Origin of the sequence: Flavobacterium cyanobacteriorum, assembly GCF_002251835.1 — a bacterium.
Taxonomy (GTDB): domain Bacteria; phylum Bacteroidota; class Bacteroidia; order Flavobacteriales; family Flavobacteriaceae; genus Flavobacterium; species Flavobacterium cyanobacteriorum.
In genome coordinates, this window is the sequence record NZ_NOXV01000119.1 from 1 (window position 1) to 5263 (window position 5263).

A 5263-nucleotide genomic window follows, 5' to 3' on the forward strand; every position below is an offset into this window, starting at 1 on the left:
TACGATTCATCTGTATTATAAGAAGTAGAAGCCAGATTATCAAAAATAACCACGCCGTTTTTTACCAGCCGGTACTTAAGGATTACACAGTCAAGGTACCCATAGTCCTCTACCTGTCCGTTGAACACGCGGTCAAACAATACCTGGTCCTGCTTAAAGATGCGTACTTGGAACACCGTGTTGCCCTGGCTGTACTGCCAGGTGCCAACATACTGGTCGCGGGTGTTGCCGGTATCTTTGGCATAGTTGCCTTTTTTCCAATGTTCAAAATCGATGAAAGGGTTATTGAGCGAGGTGGTAGAAAGCACCGGAAGGTTTTGGGCGGTTGCCGCCGAAAACACAAAACACAGGTAGACAATTATATTTTTCATAATGTAAGAGTTTAGCAAGATATGCGGTTAAAGGTTTNGCCGGTATCTTTGGCATAGTTGCCTTTTTTCCAATGTTCAAAATCGATGAAAGGGTTATTGAGCGAGGTGGTAGAAAGCACCGGAAGGTTTTGGGCGGTTGCCGCCGAAAACACAAAACACAGGTAGACAATTATATTTTTCATAATGTAAGAGTTTAGCAAGATATGCGGTTAAAGGTTTTGCCGGATGGGGCTAATTCTAATTTTTCCCAATTTCCATCAGGTTTTTGTTGGTACAATTCCAGGCCTATATCACCGTTGAATTCAGAGCTCATGAAGTTGAGGAGCCCTAATATCTGGGTATCTAAATCATTTTCTTTTGTTAAATATTTATTAAAAGCTCTTTCATAAGCATCTTGTGTCACAGTCATCCGATATAAATTATTTCTAAAAGTAATTTTAGAATTAACTTTCAGGGCAAATGTGCCTGCCCCGGAAGTAACGTATAAGCCAAAATCAGGTTGCTCGTTAGTGGACTGGGATACAATTTTGGCAAAGCCCAGGATGTCAGAGAAGGAAAAAACTTTATAAGTCCGTGGCGCCTGTCCGGGCAGAGGGTCAAGGTGGCAGTGCATTGCCCCAATACAATTTACCACAGTTTGTTCTTGTGTAATAGCCCTTTCAATACTAACTTCAGGGTTTTTCTCAGTTCCGGTGAATTCCCCCGAAATTGAAAAGCCGTTATTGATAGTGCTAAAAAGCGCATAAGCCGATTCAGTATTTTGGGATGCTGCCTTGGTTTTGAGGTCAGCTAGCTTATTATTAAAATCAAAAACTCTTAATAAATAAAAATACAACTGTTGCAAAGCGATTTTTAAGCTGAATATTATATCGGCGCCATATCATGTTTCATAATATTTTCCTCAATGGCGTTCCAAAGCCCAATCCTTTTTTCGAGGGCCATCATGGCTACTTCAGCAGCTTCGCGCCATTTTTCAGCGTCGTTGCCGCAAAGCTCATTTATCATCTGCATGGCCATCGGCCCGTGCTCATCGGCATCAAGCGCAATGTGCCTTTCAAAGTAATAGATAAGTTTCCGCAGGTTTGTTTCCGGGAAATTTTGCTGGAACTTCCGCAGTATTTCAGTAAACATGGAAGGTATAAGGTCTTCACGCCCAAATGTAAAGGCAGCTGCAATTTCATGTGGCCTGCCGCGGTCAATTACCCTGAATGTAAAATCAAGGAATGCCTTGATATCAGGATGCAGGCTGCTTTTCTTTATAGAAACAAATATATTCTGCGTTTCCACTACATCGGTAAGGAAATCTTCAATCCCGGCAGTATTGGCCGCACATGCCTTCATGGCATCAACATACATTTCATAATGGCTTTGCCTTTTGCCTTCAGCATTAACGTCAGTTTCTTCGGCAAGCACAATTTCATTGATAAGATACCGCAGTTCAGGGTTGCCTACCGGCAGCCATGGTGTTGACGTGCAGGTAAGCTTTGCCTGAAGGGCTTTCAGCAGCGACATGAAATCCCAAACTGCGTATACATGCCCTTCCAAGAAATGCCTCAGGTCGTCAATGGTTTTTACCTTGTTGTATAGTGGGTGCTGTAACAGGAGCTCCTTTTGGGGACGGATACTACTGTTGATAATATCTATGTTCATAGCTGAATTTTTACAAATTTATAAAAGCATCGCATATTTAATTATGCATGCATATTGATTATCAGTACAAAAATAATGCCTTCTTATGCATTGGCTGCTTCAACAATACATAAATTTAGTAATAAAAAAGGGCTGTAATTTTTACAGCCCTTTACATATAATAATATAAGCGAATTATTTAAAGGCTGCATGTCCGGTAATGTCAAGCCCGGTGATCAGAAGGTGTATGTCATGTGTACCTTCATAAGTTATAACACTTTCCAGGTTCATCATGTGGCGCATAATTGAATATTCGCCTGTAATGCCCATACCGCCTAATATTTGCCTTGCCTCTCGGGCTATGTTTATGGCCATCTCTACATTGTTCCTTTTGGCCATTGATATTTGTGCCGATGTAGCCCTGCCCTCATTGCGGAGCACGCCAAGCCTCCAGGTAAGGAGTTGTGCTTTGGTTATTTCAGTGATCATTTCAGCCAGCTTTTTTTGCTGCAGCTGGGTTGCTGCAATAGGCTTATCAAACTGTACACGCTCTTTAGCATACCTTAGGGCCGTGTCATAGCAGTCCATGGCAGCGCCAATAGCACCCCATGCAATACCATATCTTGCTGAATCCAGGCAGCCAAGCGGCGCACCGAGGCCCGACTTGTTGGGCAGCAGGTTTTCTTTCGGAACCTTTACATTATCAAATATAAGCTCGCCTGTAGCCGAAGCCCTAAGCGACCATTTATTATGAGTTTCAGGCGTTGAAAAACCTTCCATGCCACGTTCTACAATCAAACCGTGTATACGCCCCGTTTCATCTTTGGCCCAAACAACCGCAATATCGGCAAAGGGTGCATTCGATATCCACATCTTGGCGCCGTTAAGCAGGTAATGGTCGCCTTTGTCTTTAAAATTTGTAACCATACCGCCAGGGTTAGAACCATAGTCAGGCTCCGTTAACCCGAAGCAGCCCATAAATTCACCCGAAGCCAGTTTGGGCAGGTATTTATTGCGCTGCTCTTCATTGCCGTACTTCCATATAGGGTACATAACCAAGGATGATTGTACTGATGCAGTAGAGCGTACACCGCTGTCGCCCCTTTCAATTTCCTGCATAATAAGGCCGTACGATATCTGGTCAAGGCCCGCGCCGCCATATTCTTCCGGGATATAAGGCCCGAAAGCGCCAATGTCAGCCAAACCTTGAATTATCTGCTTAGGGAACTCAGCCTTTTGGGCATAGTCTTCTATAATAGGTGATACTTCGCGTTTTACCCATTCACGGGCGGCATCGCGCACCATTTTCTGCTCGTCGGTCAGTAATTCGTCAAGCAGGTAGTAATCAGGTGCCTGGAAAAGATCGGGTTTCATGTTCTTTTTATTTTTAATGAGGCAAAAGTAAAGAACAAACCTAACAAATCCATAAAAAAATGTGATGATTTTTAATGAAAATGGAAAGAATCCCATCACTTATGTTTTTGGTTGCGCGAATTTGAGGAAAAGTGTTGGGGTGCCCGCTGAAGTTATATATTAGATTTTTGTCTACAAATTTGTCGTCATTCATTCTGCGAAATGTTTTAATATCTACAAGCTCAGATAATTCATAAACTTTTTCCTTTAAGCTTACTGAATTAAAATATCTTATGACTGGTTTTGCATCATAGTCTTCTCTTCTCATAATAACAATTTTATGCTTTAGGTATAGATTGCCTTTTGAATCTTTGTATAGTAAAGAGTCTTTAACATGTTCATAAGAAGTTCCCTGGGATAAACCAGAATGTGAAATAAATATGAGAAGTATTAGAATAATTTTTTTTCATTTGCGTTGAAATTAAGCGTTGCCGTAATGAGTTTAGGACAAAAATTGTATCGAGGATTACCCTTTACCCAACGATATACCCATTGTAAAAAAAGTGAAATATTGTTATTCTATAAAATCAACTTTATATATATCTAATTTGTAATCTATTCCATCCCAATATGAAAATTCAGGATTAAAAATAAAAACCTCTTCAATACCATCTCCGGTAACATCATATAATTCTATTTTTGGAGGAAAGATGTTGTTTACATAATGTTTGACTTTAATTATGTTGTTATAACCATCTTTGTATATTCTCAAATAATCATTTCCATCAGAATTTAAATACTCGACAGTGAAGTTTTTACTTGTTCTTTTTGCTATACTATGTAAACTATTTTTAGATATATCAGTAGTATCATAATCACTGTCCTTTGTAAAAAGAAATTTTACATTATTGCTTTTAAGATTGTTTTTTACTACTATCTGATTAAAAGGGAGATTAGTTCTTTGTTTTACACCTTTATCATAATAAAGTACTATACTATCAGTTGGGTTAAAGGACGAATGTGTAATTCCATAATTATATATTACTAATAGTGAATCTGAAATTGCTATTTTAGAATCATATTTGTCAGTATGTTTATAATCTGTAATTGTGGTACTGATTATCTTATCAAGCGTTATTCTCTTTTCTTTTCTGTTACATGATAATAATTGTAATGTCGTATACAATAAAATACAAATTCTAATTAGATTTTTCATAGTAAAATTCTTTCACTGTTGACATGTCTTTAGGAAGAAGCTCTGGATTTTCTTTAAAAAATTTTATTATATTATCTTCATCAAATATAAAAGATGTGTTAAATCCATCATCTAATAATTTTATATACTCATATTTAACTTTATTTTGTTTCCTGTCAACTTGGAGCCAATAATATGTGCGTGCTTGATACCATTTTGAATTTTTTTTAGGTGGCAAAAGATTTAAATCTCGCCAATAACCTTGTCCATACCATTTAGGAAATGGATTCATAGGTTCATCAGAAAGCATATTATCGATAATATATAGTTCAGTTAATTTAGCTTTTTTCGCTAATCCATTTTTAAAATAATCAGTTTCACACCATTGTTTAATAGTTTTGCCATTGCTCATTTTATCATTTTTATATTCTTCGCCCTCACCAAAGAAATACATAAACAATTTATAATTATCAGGTTTATCATTGTAAAATGACGATCTTTTCATACCTTTTTCAAATCCTAAAGATGTAATAAGATTGAAATATACCCACCCAATATCCCAAAGCTCTTTATCTCCATTGTGTGTTTCTCCTAAAATAACTGTAATAAATTGATATTTTTGTTTATTTGATAATTGTAGCTTCTTTTCTTTTACAATTTTAGGTTTTATTATTTAGTACACGACAAAAAACATAATTGATTAAAAATCAATAAA

Annotated in this window: 7 protein-coding genes; all 7 read right to left on the minus strand. The window is 37.5% G+C overall.

Annotation, left to right across the window (positions count from 1 at the left end):
• A partial coding sequence (locus CHU92_RS01480) for a DUF6705 family protein (protein WP_129582975.1) occupies positions 1 to 371 on the minus strand: 371 nt, incomplete at its 3' end.
• A gap of 193 nt (positions 372 to 564) precedes the next feature.
• A complete protein-coding gene (locus CHU92_RS01485) occupies positions 565 to 1206 on the minus strand; it encodes a hypothetical protein (RefSeq protein WP_094411888.1) in 642 nt (213 codons plus the stop codon).
• Positions 1207 to 1235: 29 nt separating this feature from the next.
• A complete protein-coding gene (locus tag CHU92_RS01490) occupies positions 1236 to 2021 on the minus strand; it encodes a DUF3050 domain-containing protein (RefSeq protein WP_094411890.1) in 786 nt (261 codons plus the stop codon).
• 174 nt (positions 2022 to 2195) lie between these two features.
• A complete protein-coding gene (locus tag CHU92_RS01495) occupies positions 2196 to 3374 on the minus strand; it encodes an acyl-CoA dehydrogenase family protein (RefSeq protein ID WP_094411892.1) in 1179 nt (392 codons plus the stop codon).
• 40 nt (positions 3375 to 3414) lie between these two features.
• Complete coding sequence (locus CHU92_RS01500) at positions 3415 to 3681, minus strand: hypothetical protein (protein WP_094411894.1); 267 nt, start codon at positions 3679 to 3681, stop codon at positions 3415 to 3417.
• A gap of 246 nt (positions 3682 to 3927) precedes the next feature.
• Complete coding sequence (locus CHU92_RS01505) at positions 3928 to 4569, minus strand: hypothetical protein (RefSeq protein WP_094411896.1); 642 nt, start codon at positions 4567 to 4569, stop codon at positions 3928 to 3930.
• Complete coding sequence (locus CHU92_RS01510) at positions 4553 to 5053, minus strand: hypothetical protein (RefSeq protein ID WP_094411898.1); 501 nt, start codon at positions 5051 to 5053, stop codon at positions 4553 to 4555. The genes CHU92_RS01505 and CHU92_RS01510 overlap by 17 nt, the downstream gene beginning before the upstream one ends.
• Between the last annotated feature and the right edge of the window lie 210 nt (positions 5054 to 5263).